This window comes from Streptomyces sp. V1I1, from assembly GCF_030817355.1.
Taxonomy (GTDB): Bacteria; Actinomycetota; Actinomycetes; order Streptomycetales; family Streptomycetaceae; genus Streptomyces.
This window is the reverse complement of sequence record NZ_JAUSZH010000001.1, coordinates 7,238,193-7,254,838: the sequence shown is the minus strand read 5'-3', so window position 1 is coordinate 7,254,838 and position 16,646 is coordinate 7,238,193. Positions and strand designations below refer to the sequence as shown.

At 69.5% G+C, this 16,646-nt stretch carries 12 protein-coding genes; 7 read left to right on the top strand and 5 right to left on the bottom strand.

Translation table 11 applies throughout. The annotated features are described in order from the left end of the window. Positions 1-55 precede the first annotated feature (55 nt). Positions 56-661, bottom strand: a complete 606-nt coding sequence (locus tag QFZ67_RS34050) for a hypothetical protein (RefSeq protein WP_307664882.1) — start codon at positions 659-661, stop codon at positions 56-58. A gap of 40 nt (positions 662-701) precedes the next feature. Continuing rightward, entirely contained in the window at positions 702-2,513 is a 1,812-nt protein-coding gene (locus QFZ67_RS34045) for an ABC transporter ATP-binding protein (RefSeq protein ID WP_307664881.1), read from the bottom strand. A gap of 118 nt (positions 2,514-2,631) precedes the next feature. Between QFZ67_RS34045 and QFZ67_RS34040 the strand changes: the two genes are divergently transcribed. Next, positions 2,632-3,093, top strand: coding sequence for a MarR family winged helix-turn-helix transcriptional regulator (locus tag QFZ67_RS34040; protein ID WP_307664880.1), 462 nt, complete (start codon positions 2,632-2,634; stop codon positions 3,091-3,093). A 254-nt stretch (positions 3,094-3,347) separates the two neighbouring features. After that, a complete protein-coding gene (locus QFZ67_RS34035; protein WP_307664879.1) occupies positions 3,348-4,820 on the top strand; it encodes a Gfo/Idh/MocA family protein in 1,473 nt (490 codons plus the stop codon). A gap of 92 nt (positions 4,821-4,912) precedes the next feature. Here the strand turns inward: QFZ67_RS34035 and QFZ67_RS34030 are convergent, their stop codons facing one another. After that, the gene (locus tag QFZ67_RS34030) at positions 4,913-6,505 is read right to left on the bottom strand and encodes a peptide-N4-asparagine amidase (protein ID WP_307664878.1); all 1,593 of its coding nucleotides are present in this window, start codon (positions 6,503-6,505) and stop codon (positions 4,913-4,915) included. 157 nt (positions 6,506-6,662) lie between these two features. On the opposite strand from QFZ67_RS34030, the gene QFZ67_RS34025 reads away from it, so the two are divergent. Then, positions 6,663-8,480, top strand: coding sequence for an ABC transporter ATP-binding protein (locus tag QFZ67_RS34025; protein ID WP_307664876.1), 1,818 nt, complete (start codon positions 6,663-6,665; stop codon positions 8,478-8,480). Then, positions 8,477-10,258: an ABC transporter ATP-binding protein gene (locus QFZ67_RS34020; RefSeq protein WP_307664875.1), complete on the top strand. Its 1,782-nt coding sequence runs from the start codon at positions 8,477-8,479 to the stop codon at positions 10,256-10,258. Before QFZ67_RS34025 ends, QFZ67_RS34020 begins: the two co-directional genes overlap by 4 nt. 55 nt (positions 10,259-10,313) lie before the next feature. On the opposite strand, the gene QFZ67_RS34015 is transcribed toward QFZ67_RS34020, so the two are convergent. Beyond that, positions 10,314-11,105: a metal-dependent hydrolase gene (locus QFZ67_RS34015; protein ID WP_307664874.1), complete on the bottom strand. Its 792-nt coding sequence runs from the start codon at positions 11,103-11,105 to the stop codon at positions 10,314-10,316. Between the two features lie 122 nt (positions 11,106-11,227). Between QFZ67_RS34015 and QFZ67_RS34010 the strand changes: the two genes are divergently transcribed. From QFZ67_RS34010 to QFZ67_RS34000, 3 genes are read left to right on the top strand one after another with little or no spacing between them, the layout of a single operon-like run. Beyond that, positions 11,228-13,741, top strand: a complete 2,514-nt coding sequence (locus QFZ67_RS34010) for an RNA helicase (RefSeq protein WP_307664873.1) — start codon at positions 11,228-11,230, stop codon at positions 13,739-13,741. Between the two features lie 25 nt (positions 13,742-13,766). Continuing rightward, entirely contained in the window at positions 13,767-14,642 is an 876-nt protein-coding gene (locus QFZ67_RS34005; protein WP_307664872.1) for an acyl-CoA thioesterase II, read from the top strand. Between the two features lie 31 nt (positions 14,643-14,673). Beyond that, the gene (locus QFZ67_RS34000) at positions 14,674-15,162 is read left to right on the top strand and encodes a glutathione peroxidase (RefSeq protein ID WP_307664871.1); all 489 of its coding nucleotides are present in this window, start codon (positions 14,674-14,676) and stop codon (positions 15,160-15,162) included. Between the two features lie 113 nt (positions 15,163-15,275). Here the strand turns inward: QFZ67_RS34000 and QFZ67_RS33995 are convergent, their stop codons facing one another. Next, a complete protein-coding gene (locus tag QFZ67_RS33995) occupies positions 15,276-16,502 on the bottom strand; it encodes an acyl-CoA dehydrogenase family protein (protein ID WP_307664870.1) in 1,227 nt (408 codons plus the stop codon). Positions 16,503-16,646 lie beyond the last annotated feature (144 nt).

Genomic DNA, 16,646 nt, shown 5'->3' with positions numbered 1-16,646 from the left:
ACGCTAACCCGGCGCATGCGCCGATCCCCGGACCCGGCCCGCAGCGACACGGCCCCTACGACTTGAAGGGCGGCAGGGCAGCGAATTCCGGTACCACCTGCACCGCTTCGGTGAGCGCGTCGAGGGCGCGCCGCACCCTGGTCAGCGGGTGATCGGGGAACTGCGCGTCCCATTGGGCGTGGTCGGCGGCGTGGAAGGGCAGACCGCCCTGCACCTCGGGGGCGTACGGGTGTGGCCGGAAGTAGTTGTCGTGGCCCACCTGGGCCATCACCATGGCCTCGCGCATCCCCGTCATGCCGCGCTCGGCCGCCTGGATCTTCACCACGGTGCTGCAGTTGAGGCGCGGCACGGTGAAGCTGCCGATGAAGGCCTGGCCGCTGGGTTGTCCCGGCAGCGGCAGTTTCAGTATCTGCTTCAGTGCGGGCAGCTGTGCGGGCAACTGCCCCAGCGACTTGACCGAGGCCTCGATCAGGCCGCCGCCCGCCTCGGCGGTCAGACGGGTGAGCGCGGCGCGCACCGCGGGACCGTCGTCGAGCGACGCGGGCAGGTCCGGCGGCAGCCCGAAGAAGTGCAGCGACAGCACGTCGCCGGCGTCATTGGCCCATACGTCATGGTCGACGGGCCGGTATCCGGGCAGGTCCACCCCAAGAAGAGCTCTCATGGGCGGCGATCATGCCGTACCCGACCGGATGCGAGGTCGGTCAGGGTGCGACCGGGGTCAACTGCGCATCCCTGCGCACCAGAGCGGCATAGCGGCCGTCCCGGTCGAGCAGTTCCTCGTGGCTGCCGCGCTCGGCTATTCGCCCCGCGTCGAGGACCACGATCTGGTCGGCGTCCCTGACGGTGGAGAGCCGGTGGGCGATGGTGATGGTGGTCCGGCCCGCGGAGAGCGCGTCGATCGCCCGCTGCACCGCGTGCTCGGTACGGGTGTCGAGGGCGCTGGTCGCCTCGTCGAGGATGAGGACGGGCGGGTCGCGCAGAATCGTCCTGGCAATAGCGAGGCGCTGCTTCTCGCCGCCGGAGAAGCGGTAGCCGCGCTCGCCGACCAGGGTGTCGTAGCCGTCGGGCAGCGACGCGATGTGGTCGTGGATCTGCGCGGCGCGCGCGGCCGCCTCTATCTCCGCCTCGGTGGCGTCCGGCTTGGCGAAGCGCAGATTCTCGGCGACGGAGGCATGGAAGAGATACGTCTCCTGGGAGACGACTCCCACGGCCCGGGCGAGGGTGTCGAAGTCGAGGTCCTGTACGTCGACTCCGTCGATGGTGACTCTGCCCCCGGTGACGTCGTACAGCCGGGGCACCAGATAGCTGAGCGTGGACTTGCCGGAGCCGGTGGGCCCGACGACTGCGAGGCTGCCGCCCGCGGGCACGGTCACATCGATGCCGTCGAGGGTCGGCCGCGTCTGCTTTTTGTCGTACGCGAAGTCGACGTCCTGGAACCGCACTTCGCCGCTGATCTTCTCCAGCCGGACCGGCTTTTCGGGCTCGGTGATGTCGACCGGCAGGTCGAGGTACTCGAAGATCCGTTGGAAGAGGGCGAGCGAGGTCTGCATCTGCACTCCGGTGGAGAGCAGGCTCACGGCCGGGCGGAACAGGCCCTGCTGGAGCGAGACGAACGCGACGAGCGTGCCGATCGATATCTGGGGCCCGCCGGACTGGAGCGCGAGGCCCGCGGCCCAGTAGATCAGGGCGGGCATGGCGGCCATGACGATGCCGATGGTGGACATCCGCCACCGCCCGGCCATGCTGGAGCGCACTTCAAGGTCGACGAGGCGCTCGGACTCCTCGGCGAAGGACTTGGTCAGCGAGTCGGCGCGGCCCATCGTGCGGCCGAGCAGGATGCCGCTGACCGAGAGCGACTCGGTGACGGTGGCAGCCATGGCGGCCATCTGCTTCTGGCGCTGCGTGGTGATCTTCTTGCGCTCGCGGCCGACGCGGCGGCTGATCCAGACGAACAGCGGCAGCAGGAGCAGCGAGACGGCGGTGAGCCGCCACTCCAGCGCCAGCATCGCGACGACGGTGGCGACAACCGCAGTGAGGTTGGAGACCAGGGAGGTCGCGGTGGAGGTCACGGTCGCCTGCATCCCGCCGATGTCATTTGCGATGCGCGACTGGACCTCTCCGGTGCGGGTTCTGGTGAAGAAGGCGAGCGGCATCCGCTGCAGCTGGGCATAGACGGCGGTGCGCAGATCGTGCATGACGCGCTGGCCGACGGTGGTGGAGATCAGCGTCTGGAGCACGCCGAAGACGCTGGTCATCACCGCGGTGAGGATCATGCCGAGGGCGAGCAGGCTGAGCAGGCCGGTGCGGCCCTGCGGGATCGCGGTGTCGAGGATCTCGCGCAGCATGAAGGGGGAAGCGACCGAGACGAGCGACGCGGCGCCGACAAGCAGGCCGACCACCGCGAGGCGGCCTCGGTAGGGACGGAAGAGCTGAAGGATCCGTCGCACCTGGGCGGGCGGCTGCTCCGGATCACGTGGGGGTGGTGTCCAGGTGGACTCGGCGTGGATGCGCATGGGCTCCTTCGACAAGGGCTCGGCGGGTTGGACAGGGTTCGACGGGATGGAACAGCTTAGGAGCATAGCTCATTGTTACCTATCTTCACAATGAGTCTGGTCCTGATATTGTTCCCACATGCTGTCCTCATCTTCAGGGCTCCCCGATCCCGACGGCCTGTTGGCCGAGCAGTTGCTGCGGCTGACCCGGCGGCTCCACCGCAGCCAGAAGCTGCAGCTGGAGGCGGCCGACATCGCGATCACCCCCGCCCAGTCCCGGCTGCTGCGCACCCTCGCGCATTACGACGAGCCGCCGCGCATGGCCGATCTCGCCGCCCGCCTCGAGGTGGTCCCCCGCGCCGTGACGAGCCTGGTGGACGGTCTGGAAGCCAGTGGCCGCGTCCGCCGCGCCCCCGACCCGACCAACCGCCGGGTGATCCGGATCGAGCTCACCGACACCGGCCGCGCCACGCTCAGGGCGCTGCGCGACGCGCGCCGCGCGGCCGCTGAGGACATCCTGGCTCCCCTGACCGCCGACCAGCGCGAGGTGCTCGGCGGGCTGCTGTCCACCCTGGTCGACGGGCCGGGGCCGCGCTGCTGAGTCGGCGCAACTCACCTTCAGCTCGCCCCAGTCGGCGCTTTCGCCTCATGGCGCTGCGCTGAAGGCATTCCGCTTGCGCCGGCCCAGGTCCCCGGCGACGTCGCGCAGAAGAGTCCATGAGCTCGGACCAAGAGTCCAAACAAGTTCTCTTGCGCATCAGCAGCACCAACTACCAAGGTCCTTACCGAGGTTCACTGAACCAGCCGCAGCACGCCGCGCAACGTCAGCTCAACGACACGTCTCCTGGAGGCTCGATGAACGACGCAGCACAGCAGAACCCCGGTATGGCGGAGGGCGACGACGGCTCGCTGAGCCGTCGCTCCGTACTGCGGACCACGGCCGGTGTGGCGGGCGCCGGGCTCGGCCTGGGCGCGCTCGGCACCGGCCCCGCGGCGGCGGCGGAGAGCGGCACGGCCGGTGCGGCAGCGCAGGCGGCGGCCTCGCAGGCCGGAGCGGAGACCGCCGAAGCGCCCGCCCGCAAGGGCAGCACGATGGCCGGGGTGCCCTTCGAGCGGCGCGGCACCGTACGCGTCGGGATCGTCGGCCTCGGCAACCGCGGCGGCAGCATGATCGACCTCTTTCTCGCCCTCCCCGGAGTCCAGGTCGTCGGCCTCTGTGACCCGGTCAAGGCCAAGACCGAGAGCGCGGCCGCCAAGGTGGTCAAGGCCGGCCAGCCCGCCCCGGCCGTCTACACCAACGGCGAGGACGACTACGAGAACCTGTGCAAGCGGGGGGACATCGACTTCGTCTATGTGGCCACGCCCTGGGACTTCCACTTCGAGATGGCCAAGACCGCCATGCTGAACGGCAAGCACGTCGGCGTGGAGTGTCCGATCGCCATGCGCCTGGACGAACTGTGGGAGCTGGTCGACCTCTCCGAGCGCACCAGACGGCACTGCTTGCAGCTGGAGAACTGTTGTTACGGCAAGAACGAGATGCGGGTGCTGCGCATGGCGCACGCCGGCAAGTTCGGCGATCTGCTGCACGGCGCGGGAGCGTACAACCACGATCTGCGCGGCCTGATGTTCGACCCGGGCTACTACGAAGGTCCCTGGCGGCGGCTGTGGCACACCCGGCTGCGTGGCGACCTCTACCCGAACCACGGCTTCGGCCCGGTCTCCAACTACATGGACATCAACCGCGGTGACCGTGTGACACACATATCCAGTTTCGGTACGCCCGCGCTGGGTCTTGCCGAGTACCGGAAGGCCACCATGCCGCCGGGCGACCCGAGCTGGAAGGAGACGTACATCGAGAGCGACCGTACGATCAGCCTGGTCCAGACGGCGAAGGGACGGGTCATCCGTCTGGAGCACGATGTGTCGACGCCACATCCCTACAGCCGGATCAACAGCCTCGGCGGGACGAAGGGTGTCTTCGAGGACTACCCGTCGCGGATCTATATCGAGCCCGACCACACCGACGACCAGTGGGGCGATTTCGCGAAGTACGCCGACTGGGACCACTGGCTGTGGAAGGAGCACTCCAACCCGCCCGGCGGCCATGGCGGCATGGACTACATCATGATATTCCGGCTGATGCAGTGCATGCAGCTGGGTCTCGTGCCCGATTTCGATGTGTACGACGCGGCTACCTGGACGGCTCCGGTACCGCTGAGCCATGCGTCGATCAAGGCGAAGGGCGCGCCGCAGCAGATCCCGGACTTCACCCGGGGCGAGTGGAAGAAGTCCCGCCCCGGCGTGGACTCGGTCAAGCCCACGGTCTGACGGGGCAGGCGCGGCCCGGCCCGCACAGGCCGGGCCCCGCCCACCTCAACTCGCCTGGGCCGACTTGTCCTTTGCTACAGAGCTGGACGTCCTCAGCAGCGCCGCCTGTCCTCGGTCACCACCCCCTGGACCGTCCGCAGAGCGCGGTCGTAGCAGCCCTCGGAGCCGTACAGTCGGTAGCGCTCCGCCGTCGTGCCGACCGCGTGCCGCTGGTCGCGCGGCACATTGGCGGTGTAGGTCGCATCGCCCGCGTACGCGTCGTCCAGCCGCGACCAGGTCAGCTTCTTCCCACCCCGGGTGACGACGGTGTCGGCCTTGTCCCCCAGGGTGAGGACGGTACGCAGCCGGTCCCCGGCGCCCAGCGTGGTGACGCCGTCCATCGTGTACGTCCGGTGCGTGGCCGTGATCTGCCTCCCCGTTGTCACGGTCTCGTCGTCCCTCCAACTCCCTTTGAGCGCGTCCTGGTTCTCGCCCTCGGTCCAGCGGTGGACGGAGGTGCCCGCGAGCGCGCGATTCACGGTTGTGGCGACCCGCCCGTGCGAGGTGTCGAGGTGACCGGCGACGGTGAGCCGGTGTTCGCCCCTGGTGTCGAGCCGGTGTTCCGAACCCGGTGTGTACGTCGTGGAGTTGACGGGTGCGCTCTCCTCGTGGCGGGTCAGCGCGCCGGTGACGACCTCGCTTCCCTCGTCCTGCCACACCAGCACGTTGGTGGGCGTGGACCAGCCGGTCTGGCCGGCCGGGACTCCGACGACGGACACCTCGACGCGGTGCGGCCTGCCGTCGTTGAGCCGGGCGGCGAAAGGCGTGAGGTCGTACTGGATGGGCTTGATGTCGAAGGCCCGCGGCCCCGGGATCACGTACCAGAGGAAGGGGTTGGACCAGCCGCCGGTCCACACCGTGGGGAAGGGGGCGGCGATTCCGGCGAGCTGCCCGTCGACCTTGATCTGCACCTCGCGATAGGGGCCGTCGGCGGCCTTGCAGGAGTACGGCGCAGTGTCAGGGACGGTCAGATACCAGTACTCCTCGCAGCCGCCGCCCGATCCGGTGGCGTACACCTCGGCGACGATCCGCTCGGAGTTGCGCGGTGTGGTGAGCGAAGTACCGTCCAGCGCAAGCACCTTGTCGGCGATCGCCGCACTCGTCGCGCCGCGCCCGGCGGCGTAGAAGGTCAGCGTGACCGTGACATCGAAGATGCCTGTGTACGTCTCGTTGACGACATTGCCGATGAGCATCTCGACCGGCTGGGCCCCGCGCAGGGTGTCGCTGTAGCGCGTGACGTCCTTCTCCACCGACCAGGCGATGCCGTCCGGCGAAGGCTGCGGGGTGGAGGTCCGCAGAATCTCCACGCCGCCGACCGTGAGATAGCCCAGGCGGTCGTACTGCCGTCCCTTGACGCTTCCTTCGAGCCGCAGCACCACCTTGCTCCAGCGGTCGCCACACCCCTTCGGCGGTGTGTAACTCCCCTTGTACGGCGTGAAATCGCGGAACTGCGCCTCGGCGAGCGTCACTTGGCAGGACTTCGTACCGGGCCGGCCGATGGGCGGTACGGCGGTGACCGGGTCGTGCCAGTCGCTGCCGAACTCCGCCGGAGGATCGTCGGCCGCGGTGGCGGGCCCGGCGCCGAGCAGCGACCCGGCCGCCAGCGCCAGCCCGGCGAGCATGGACATGATCTGTCGTCGTCTCATGCGTCAGGAGTGAAGCGTGCGGCGGGTCCAAAGCACCAGGGCGAGTTGTTCGATCTTGGCGTGTTGTGTGTCCTGCCGCACAAAAACCGATTGCGGGACGGGGCACCAAAAGGCGAACCTTGCACGGTTTCCGCCACACTTCGAGCCCTGGGACGTCATGCAGATTCGCGATCTTCCGTATCCCGACCCCGGTGTGGCCGATGCCAGGTCAGGGCCGCGATTCCTGCTGTGGCTGGGGCGGAATCAGCTGGGCGGCCAGCTGAAGTCGCTGGCCTGGGGACTGCTGCACTTCTGCGGTGTCGCCGGGCTGCCGCTGGGCGTCGGCCAGGCCGTGCAGGCGGTCGTGGACCGCTCCGGCGGCCGCCTCGCGCTCGCCGGCGCGCTCATCGCGCTGTGCGGCGTGGCGATCACCTTGGGCGACACGATGCTGCACCGTACCGCCGTCACCAACTGGATCACCGCCGCGGCACGTGTCCAGCAGCTCCTGGCACGCAAGACGGCGGAACTGGGCTCGGCGCTGACCCGCCGGGTCGCCGCCGGCGAGGTGGTAGCGGTCTCCACCGGCGACGTCGAGAAGATCGGCTGGTTCGTGGAGGCGGTGTCGCGCTTCGCCGCGGCCGCCATCACGGTGGTCCTGATCTGCGTCGGCCTGGTCCTGTACGAACCGGCACTGGGCGTCGTGGTCGCCGCCGGCGTACCGGTGCTGGCCCTGGCCGTACTGCCGCTGCTCCCGCGGGCCACCCGGCGCGCCGACATCCAGCGCGAGAAGGCCGGCAAGGCCACCGAACTGGCCTCGGACACCGTCGCGGGCCTTCGGGTCCTGCGCGGCATCGGCGGCGAGGAACTGTTCCTCGGCCGCTACCGCCAGGCCTCCCAGGAGGTGCGCAGGGCAGCCGTCCGCAGCGCCCGCATGTGGTCGCTCATCTCGGCGATCCAGGTGCTGCTGCCGGGTCTGCTGCTGATCACGGTGGTCTGGTACGGCGCGGGGCTCGCCCGCGACGGCCGGGTCGAGGTCGGCGAGCTGGTCACCGCCTTCAGCGCGGTCACACTCCTGATGTACCCGCTGCGGCACTTCGAGGAGATCGCCATGGCGTACTCCTTCGCGCGGCCCTCCGCAATGCGGGCGGCCCGGGTGCTGTCGCTGGAGCGGACCTCGTACGAGGGCGAGCGCGGCGGCCTCGACGATGCCGCCCTTCCGGCCGGGGACCTCTACGACCCCGCCACCGGTCTGCTGGCCCCGGCGGGCCGGTTCACCGCCGTCGTGTGCGGCGACCCGGACGCGGCCGGGCTGCTCGCCGAGCGGCTCGGCGGTCATGCCGCCGAGGAGGAGAAGAGCCCCTCCGTCCTGCTGGGCGGGGTGGCGCTGGACGACCTGCCGCTCGATGGAGCGCGGACCTGCGTCCTCGTACAGGACAAGGACCCGGTGCTGCTCTCCGGGACGCTGTGGGAGCTGCTGGACGTGCCGGCCTCGGGCGAGGTGAGTGCCGAGGCGGCGCTGCGGGCCGCGCAGTGCGGTGACGTACTGGACGCGCTCGCGCAGGCGTCGGAGGAGGACTCGGGCGACCCGATGCGGACGCGGATCACCGAGCGTGGCCGCTCGCTGTCCGGCGGGCAGCGCCAACGGCTCGCGCTGGCCCGTTCGTTGGTGACCGACCCCGAGGTGCTGGTGCTGGACGAGCCGACATCGGCCGTGGACTCGCACACGGAGGCGCGGATCGCGCAGGGCGTCAGGGAGCTGAGGGCCGGCCGCACCACGGTCGTGTTCGCCTCCTCACCGCTGCTGCTCGACCGTGCGGACCGGGTGGTGTTCGTGCACGACGGCGAGGTGGCGGCGGTCGGCGTGCACCGCGAACTGCTGTACGGCAACGCCGAATACCGCGCGGTCGTCACCCGCGAGACCGAGGAAGAGCAGCTCGGTGGCATCGATGCCACCGACTCGCTGAAAGCACTGGAAGAGATCGAGGAGTCGGCATGATCGGCGTGGCGCCACCGGCGTACGACCCGGCGGCCCCGGAGACGGCGGCGACCCTGCCCGTCGGGACCCCGGCGACCGTGCGGGCGTACGTCAGCGAACTGCTGCGGCGGCACCGCAGGGCCTTCGTGCTGCTCGTCTCCGTCAACGCCGTCGCGGTGATCGCCTCGATGGTCGGCCCGTATCTGCTCGGCGGACTCGTCGAGGACCTGGCGGACGGGGCGCGCGAACTCCATCTGGAGTGCACCGCCGCGCTGTTCGCGCTCGCGCTGGTCGTGCAGACCGTGTTCGTACGGCTGATGCGGCTGCGCGGGGCGATGCTCGGCGAGGAGATGCTGGCCGACCTGCGCGAGGACTTCCTCGTGCGGTCGGTCGGGCTGCCGCCCGGTGTACTTGAGCGGGCCGGTACGGGTGATCTGCTCTCCCGTATCACCACCGACATCGACCGGCTGGCCAATGCGATGCGCGAGGCCGTGCCGCAGCTGGCGATCGGCGTGGTCTGGGCGGGCCTGCTCATCGGCGCGCTCACGGTGACCGCGCCGCCGCTGTCGCTCGCGGTGCTCGTCGCCGTCCCGGCGCTGGTGATCGGCTGCCGCTGGTACTTCAGGCGGGCGCCCTCCGCGTACCGCTCGGAGGCCGCCGGATACGCGGCGGTCGCCGCCATGCTGGCCGAGACCGTGGACGCCGGGCGGACGGTGGAGGCCCACCGCCTCGGCGGACGCCGGGTGGCGCTGTCCGAGCAGCGGGTCAAGGAGTGGACCGCGTGGGAGCGTTACACGCTCTATCTGCGGTCGGTGCTCTTTCCCGTCATCAACGTGACGCATGTGACGATCCTCTGCTCGGTGCTGCTGATCGGCGGCGTCTTCGTGCTGCGGGGCTGGATCAGCGTCGGGCAGCTGACGACGGGCGCCCTGCTCGCACAGATGCTGGTCGACCCGGTCAACCTGATCCTGCGCTGGTACGACGAGCTCCAGGTCGCCCAGGTGTCGATCGCCCGGCTGGTCGGCGTACGCGACATCGAGCCGGACGCCGGCGATCCGGGCGTGGTGCCCGATGGCCGCAAGGTTCGCGCCGACACGGTGCACTTCGGCTACCGCGAGGGCGTCGACGTGCTGCACCGGGTGACGCTGAACGTCGAACCGGGCACCCGGCTGGCCCTGGTCGGTCCTTCGGGCGCCGGCAAGTCCACGCTCGGGCGGCTGCTCGCGGGCATCTACGCACCGCGCGCGGGACAGATCACGCTCGGGGGCGCGGAACTGGCCGAGATGCCCGCCGAGCGGGTCCGTGAGCATGTGGCGCTGGTCAACCAGGAGCACCACGTGTTCGTGGGCTCCCTGCGCGACAACCTGCTGCTGGCCCGTACGGGCGCGTCGGACGCGGAGTTGTGGGCCGCGCTCGGAGCGGTCGACGCGGACGGCTGGTCGCAGGCGCTGGACGACGGCCTGGACACCGAGGTCGGCTCGGGCGGCCTCGCCCTCACCCCGGCCCAGGCCCAGCAGATCGCCCTGGCCCGGCTGGTCCTCGCGGACCCGCACACGCTGGTCCTGGACGAGGCGACCTCGCTGCTCGACCCGCGCGCGGCCCGCCATCTGGAGCGCTCGCTCTCCCGGGTCCTGGACGGCCGCACGGTGGTGGCCATCGCCCACCGCCTGCACACGGCCCACGACGCGGATGTGATCGCGGTGGTGGAGGAGGGCCGGATCAGCGAACTGGGCAGCCACGACGAACTGGTGGCGGCCGAGGGCGCGTACGCGGCTCTGTGGCGGTCCTGGCACGGGTGAGGCGCGCGACGGTTCCGGCACGGTGAGGCGCGCGGCGCCCCTCAGAGGTATCCGATCAGAGGTATCCGAGGGCCGCCGCGCCGCCCACTCCCCCGAGCAGCATGAACACCGGCATCAGCACCTTCAGCTCTACCCAGCTGCCCGCCCTGAACCGCATCGCCTTGGGCGGCCCCACCGGGTACCAGCGCTTGCGCCCCACCGGGATCGGCCACAGTATCGGGCAGCCCGAGACCGTCAGCGCGTCGCCGATGTCGTGCACCAGCGCGCCCAGCACGATCGGCAGGCCCAGCCACAGATACTCCTGGCCGGGGGCGGTGAACAGCCAGTCCGCGCCGTTGCCCGGCTTGTCGAGGACGCCCGCCAGGATCCACGCGCTCGTCGCGCCGAGCAGCCACACCAGTACGTCGCTGGAGACCCGCGCCGCCCGCCACAGCAGGCCCTCGACCGCGAGCACCAGGTGGATGAAGAGGATCACGAGGACCGCCCAGCGGCCGCCGGTGATCGCCAGCGCGGAGGTGCCCGCGCCGATCAGGACCGCCCACAGCCAGGTGTGGGTGAGCGTGCGGTGGCCGCCGGTCCTGCGCTTGTCGCCCTGTTTCTTCGTCGCTTTGTAGACCGCGTACGACAGCTTGTCGACGACCTCGCACAGTCCGCGCGAGATGGGCCCGAAGGCCCGCGAGATCGTCGCCGCCTTGTGGTCGAGATCCGGCGCGAGCGCCGCGCCCGCGCAGATAAGCGCTCCGACAACGAGGACCGGCCACGGCATCGAGTGGCCGGCGGCAGCGGTCGCCGCGCCCACCCCCAGCCAGGCAGCCGCCCCGGACAGAGAGTGCGCCGGTCCCATCATGTGCGTTCCCGCCCCATTTGCTCTTGTGGTGAAGCCAGTTGACAGGGCAGCGTATCGCCCCGTGATCTTGTCGTCTCCGTCCGGTTCCCTGATCGGGGGTGAAGGCAGGCAAGATGGGGGGCGTGACCCTTATCGATCAGCTGCCGCCGGATGCCGACCCCGATGCCCTCTTCGAAGCCTTCTCGTCATGGGCCGAAGGCCAGGGCATCACGCTCTACCCGGCTCAGGAGGAGGCGCTGATCGAGGTGGTTTCCGGGGCAAATGTGATCCTTTCGACCCCCACCGGCTCAGGTAAGAGCCTCGTCGCCGCGGGCGCGCACTTCACGGCTCTGGCCCAGGACAAGGTCACCTTCTACACCGCGCCGATCAAGGCGCTGGTCTCCGAGAAGTTCTTCGACCTCTGCAAGCTCTTCGGCACCGAGAACGTGGGCATGCTGACGGGCGACGCCTCCGTCAACGCCGACGCCCCGGTCATCTGCTGCACCGCCGAGGTGCTGGCCTCCATCGCCCTGCGCGACGGCAAGCACGCCGACGTCGGCCAGGTCGTGATGGACGAGTTCCACTTCTACGCGGAGCCGGACCGAGGCTGGGCCTGGCAGATCCCGCTGCTGGAGCTGCCGCAGGCACAGTTCATTCTGATGTCGGCGACGCTCGGCGACGTCTCCATGTTCGAGAAGGACCTGACCCGCCGCACCGGCCGCGAGACCTCGGTCGTGCGGTCCGCGACCCGGCCCGTCCCGCTCTCGTACGAGTACGTCACGACGCCCATCACGGAGACGCTGACCGAGCTGCTCGGAACCAGGCAGGCGCCGGTCTACATCGTGCACTTCACGCAGGCCCAGGCGGTCGAGCGCGCGCAGTCGCTGATGAGCATCAACATGTGCACGCGCGAGGAGAAGGACAAGATCGCCGAACTGATCGGCAACTTCCGCTTCACCACCAAGTTCGGGCAGAACCTGTCCCGTTACGTACGCCATGGCATCGGCGTACACCACGCCGGCATGCTGCCCAAGTACCGCCGTCTGGTCGAAAAGCTCGCGCAGGCAGGCCTGTTGAAGGTCATCTGCGGTACCGACACGCTCGGCGTCGGCGTCAACGTCCCCATCCGCACGGTGCTGTTCACCGCTCTCACCAAGTACGACGGCAATCGCGTACGTACTCTCCGCGCCCGCGAGTTCCATCAGATCGCCGGTCGCGCCGGGCGGGCCGGATTCGACACCGCCGGTTTTGTGGTCGCTCAGGCCCCCGAGCACGTCATCGAGAACGAGAAGGCGCTCGCGAAGGCCGGCGACGACCCGAAGAAGCGCCGCAAGGTGGTCAGGAAGAAGGCTCCCGAGGGCTTCGTCGCCTGGTCGGACACCACGTTCGAGAAGCTGATCGGCTCCGAGCCGGAGCCGCTGACCTCGCGCTTCAGGGTCACCAACATCATGCTGCTCTCGGTGATCGCCCGGCCCGGGAACGCCTTCGAGGCGATGCGCAGCCTCCTCGAGGACAACCACGAGCCGCGCAAGGCGCAGCTGCGCCATATCCGCCGGGCCATCGCCATCTACCGCTCGCTTCTCGACGGCGGCGTGGTTGAGCAGCTGAACAAGCCCGACGCCGAGGGCCGCACCATCCGGCTCACCGTCGACCTCCAGCAGGACTTCGCGCTGAACCAGCCGCTGTCGACGTTCGCGCTCGCCGCCTTCGACCTGCTCGACCCGGAGTCCCCGTCCTACGCCCTGGACATGGTCTCCGTGGTCGAGTCGACGCTCGACGACCCCCGCCAGATCCTCGCCGCCATGCAGAACAAGGCGCGCGGTGAGGCGGTCGGCCAGATGAAGGCGGACGGCATCGAGTACGAGGAGCGCATGGAGCGGCTCCAGGACATCTCGTACCCCAAGCCGCTGGAAGAGCTGCTCTGGCACGCGTACAACGTCTACAAGAAGTCGCACCCGTGGGTCGGTGACCACCCTGTCTCTCCGAAGTCCGTCATCCGTGACATGTACGAACGGGCCCTCACCTTCACAGAGTTCACCTCCTGGTACGAACTCGCGCGCACCGAGGGCATCGTGCTGCGCTATCTCGCGAGCGCGTACAAGGCGCTGGAGCACACCATCCCGGACGACCTGAAGTCCGAGGATCTCGAGGACCTGATCGCCTGGCTCGGCGAAATGGTGCGGCAGGTCGACTCCAGCCTGCTGGACGAGTGGGAGCAGCTCGCCAACCCGGAGATCGAGACCGCCGAGCAGGCCCAGGAGAAGGCCGACCAGGTCAAGCCGGTCACCGCGAACGCCCGCGCCTTCCGGGTGCTCGTGCGAAACGCCATGTTCCGCCGGGTCGAACTGGCCGCACTGGACCACGTCCGCGAGCTCGGCGAGCTGGACGCCGAGTCCGGCTGGGACGCGGAGGCCTGGGGCGAGGCGATGGACAAGTACTGGGACGAGTACGAGGACCTGGGCACCGGGCCCGACGCGCGGGGCCCGAAGCTGCTGCTGATCGAGGAGGACGCGCAGCACGGACTGTGGCGCGTCCGGCAGATCTTCGCCGACCCGAACGGCGACCATGACTGGGGTATCAGCGCGGAGGTCGATCTGGCGGCCTCCGACGAGGAAGGCCGGGCAGTTGTGCGCGTCACCGACGTCGGCCAGCTCTGACACTGGGAACACAGGAGAACACCCGATGACGAACCCGGCCGAGCGCCTGGTCGATCTGCTCGACCTGGAGCAGATCGAGGTCAATATCTTCCGCGGGCGCAGCCCGGAGGAGTCCCTGCAACGGGTCTTCGGCGGGCAGGTGGCGGGCCAGGCGCTGGTCGCGGCCGGCCGCACCACCGACGGCGAACGCCCGGTCCACTCGCTGCACGCGTACTTCCTGCGCCCGGGCATCCCCGGGGTGCCGATCGTCTACCAGGTCGAGCGCGTGCGGGACGGCCGGTCATTCACCACCCGCCGGGTCACGGCGGTGCAGCAGGGCAAGACCATCTTCAATCTGACCGCCTCCTTCCACCGGCCGGAGGAGGGCAGCATCGAGCACCAGCTGCCGCCGCGTCTCGACTTCCCGGACCCCGAGACCCTCCCCACGGTCACCACGGAGATCCGTGAGCATCTGGGCTCGCTGCCCGAGGCGCTGGAGCGGATGGCCCGCCGCCAGCCCTTCGACATCCGCTATGCCGAGCGACTGCGCTGGACCCCGGAGGAGATCAAGGATGCGGACCCGCGCAGCGCGGTGTGGATGCGCGCGGTCGGGCCCCTCGGCGACGACCCGCTGGTGCACACCTGCGCGCTGACATACGCGAGCGACATGACGCTCCTCGACGCCGTCCGCCTCCCGGTTGAGCCGCTGTGGGGCAGGCGCGGCTTCGACATGGCCTCGCTGGACCACGCGATGTGGTTCCACCGGCCCTTCCGAGCGGACGAGTGGTTCCTGTACGACCAGGAGTCGCCGATCGCGACGGGCGGGCGGGGACTGGCGCGCGGCCGTATCTACGACCGGGAGGGCAATCTTCTCGTATCGGTCGTGCAGGAAGGTCTCTTCCGTCCCTGGCGTTCACAATGAACGTCGATTGCCTGTCACTGAGGAGATTTCCATGACCCTGTACGACATCCCGCTGCGCACGCTCGCCGGTGAACCCACCTCGCTCGCCGACTACCAGGGCAAGGCCGTCCTGCTGGTGAACGTCGCCTCCAAGTGCGGGCTGACCCCGCAGTACGGCGGTCTGGAGCGGCTGCAGAAGCAGTACGGCGACCAGGGGTTCAGCGTCCTCGGCGTGCCGTGCAACCAGTTCGCGGGCCAGGAGCCGGGCAGCGCGGAGGAGATCCAGTCCTTCTGCTCGGCGACGTACGGCGTGACCTTCCCGATGCTGGAGAAGGCGGATGTGAACGGCGCCGACCGGCACCCGCTGTACGCGGAGCTGACGAAGGTCGCGGACGCCGACGGCGAGGCGGGCGACATCCAGTGGAACTTCGAGAAGTTCCTCATCGGCAAGGACGGCCAGGTCGTGGCCCGGATCCGGCCGACCACGGAGCCTGAGGCCGCGGAGGTCGTCGCCGCGATCGAGGCGCTGCTCGCCGCCTGACCTCGCTGCGGGTTCGTCATCACCGGACTGCGCGCAGTCGCCGGACGGGCTTGATATCAAGCCCGTCCGGCCACTCCGGCAATTCCGGCCACTCCGGCAATTAGGGACAGAAACTAGCGAATCGGCATGCCCGAAAGGGTTCTGGCGATCACCAGGCGCTGGATCTCGCTGGTGCCCTCGAAGATCGTGTAGATCGCGGCGTCGCGATGCATGCGCTCCACTGGGTACTCGCGGGTGAAGCCGTTGCCGCCCAGGATCTGGATGGCCTGCGCCGTCACCTTCTTCGCGGTCTCGGAGGCGTACAGCTTGGACATGGAGCCCTCGGCGGAGGTGAAGGGCTTGCCCGTCGCCGCCATCCAGGAGGCACGCCACACCAGCAGCCGCGCGGCGTCGATCTGGGTGCGCATGTCGGCCAGCTGGAAGGCGATGCCCTGGTTGTCGATGATCGGGCGGCCGAACTGGCTGCGCGTCGTGGCGTAGTCGAGGGCGACTTCGTACGCGGCGCGGGCGGTGCCCACCGCCATCGCGCCGACGGCCGGGCGGGACGCCTCGAAGGTGGCCATGGCCGCGTTCTTCAAGCGCTCGCCGCCCGCCTTGGCCCTCTCGCGCGCCCGGGCGAGACGCTCGTCGAGCTTCTCCTTGCCGCCGAGCAGGCAGTGCCCGGGGACGCGGACATCCTCCAGGACCACCTCGGCGGTGTGGGACGCGCGGATGCCGTGCTTCTTGAACTTCTGGCCCTGCGAGAGGCCGGGGGTCTGCGGCGGGACGATGAAGGAGGCGTGCCCCTTGGAGCCGATCTCCGGGTCGACGACGGCGACCACGACATGGACGCCCGCGATGCCACCGTTGGTCGCCCAGGTCTTGGTGCCGTTCAGCACCCATTCGTCCTTGGCCTCGTCGTAGACCGCGCGGGTGCGCATCGCCCCGACGTCGGAGCCCGCGTCCGGCTCGGAGGAGCAGAAGGCCGCGACCTTGACGTCGTCCACGTCGCCGTACATCTGGGGGATCCAGGTGCCGATCTGCTCCTCGGTGCCGTTCGCGAGGACGCCGACGGCCGCGAGCCCGGTGCCGACGATGGAGAGGGCGATCCCGGCGTCGCCCCAGAAGAGCTCCTCCATCGCCATCGGGATGCCGAGTCCGGTCGGGTCGAAGAACTGCTGGGCGTAGAAGTCGAGGGAGTAGATTCCCACCTTGGCCGCTTCCTGTATGACCGGCCAGGGGGTTTCCTCACGCTCGTCCCACTCGGCGGCGGCCGGGCGGATCACGTCCTTGGCGAAGCCGTTCAGCCAATCGCGGACCTGCTTCTGGTCGTCGTTGAGTTCGAGCGTGAACTCGGCCATGTTCCCTCCAGCACTGCGGTGACTTCCTGCATGTTACTTGCGGTAACAGAAGTCTGTTACCGGCAAGTAGCGCGTGTCAACCAGCCATGGCCGGTTGACCTGGAACAGCGGTCAGGGTGTTACGTTGCGCAGGCGTCACGCAAT